Raw genomic sequence first — 1,184 nt, forward strand, 5'->3', positions numbered from 1 at the left:
GGGCGTGGCCTTCGACACCAAGCCGCTGCAGGGCGAGCCGCCGACGGCTCGCTCTATGATCTTCGTCACGCCGGACGGCGAGCGCTCGATGAACACCTATCTCGGCGCCTGCGTCGAGCTGGGGCCGGAGGACGTCGAGGCCGACAAGGCGGCCGGCGCCAAGGTCACCTATTTCGAGGGTTATCTGTGGGATCCGCCGCGCGCCAAGGAAGCGATCCGGCAGACCGCGAGGCTGGCGCATGCGGCGGGGCGCGAAGTGTCGATGACGCTGTCGGATTCTTTCTGCGTCGACCGCTACCGCGACGAGTTCCTCGATCTGATGCGCTCCGGCACGGTCGACATCGTCTTCGCCAACAGCCACGAGATTAAGTCGCTCTACCAGACCGCTTCCTTCGAGGACGCGCTGGCGGCGATACGCAAGGATTGCAAGATCGCCGCCGTTACTCGCTCGGAAAAGGGCTCGGTGATCGTGCGCGGCGACGAGACCGTCACTATTTATGCGACCACGATCAAGGAACTGGTCGACACGACCGGCGCGGGCGACCTCTACGCCGCCGGTTTCCTCTATGGATACACGACCGGACGCAGCCTCCAGGACTGCGGCGACCTCGGCTCACTGGCGGCCGGGCTGGTGATCCAGCAGATCGGCCCGCGACCGCGCCAGGATCTGCGCCGCGAAGCGGAACAGGCGGGCCTGCTTTAGTTCCGCTGCGTCATCCCGGTCGGGCGCCAAATGAACCCGGCTGTCGCGCCGCTGTCATAGATCGCTCCTAGAGGCACATTGGGCGTTCCGCGACTGACATTTCGGGCGCCCGCAGCAGTTGGGGTGTCAAAAAAATGCAAGACAGCAACCTTCACGGTCGCTGCGTCCGTCACCATTGCGATTGCCGCTTTCCGCTGTAGCCGTTCAACGACCGGCCCCAGCTTGAGAGGAGCGCGGCGCGCAAGACAGATGCATGACCAGATTTCAGAATCCGCCTGACGGAATTTCGCAAGACGCCTTGGCCGGCCTTGTGGCCGAGGTTGTGCGACAAGCTTTGATGCAGCACGGCGTTTTGCTGGACGCGGAAGCCCTGGCCTCCGCCAGCGCGATTGCCGGCAGCGTTGCCGCCGCCCTTCCCTTCCTGCCACAGGCGCAGCGGCTTGCAATCACCTCCTTCAAGGGCAGCTGGACCGGGCTGACC

General features: G+C 64.9%; 1 protein-coding gene and 1 pseudogene. Both read left to right on the forward strand.

The genetic code is table 11. From position 1 onward, the window contains the following. On the forward strand, positions 1 to 703 hold a 703-nt coding region (locus tag EOA32_RS37350; RefSeq protein ID WP_145971523.1), incomplete at its 5' end, for an adenosine kinase. Between the two features lie 253 nt (positions 704 to 956). Continuing rightward, positions 957 to 1,184 (forward strand): annotated as a pseudogene (locus EOA32_RS37355) (hypothetical protein); the annotation flags it as partial.

The organism is Mesorhizobium sp. M1A.F.Ca.ET.072.01.1.1, assembly GCF_004023325.1.
GTDB lineage: Bacteria > Pseudomonadota > Alphaproteobacteria > Rhizobiales > Rhizobiaceae > Mesorhizobium.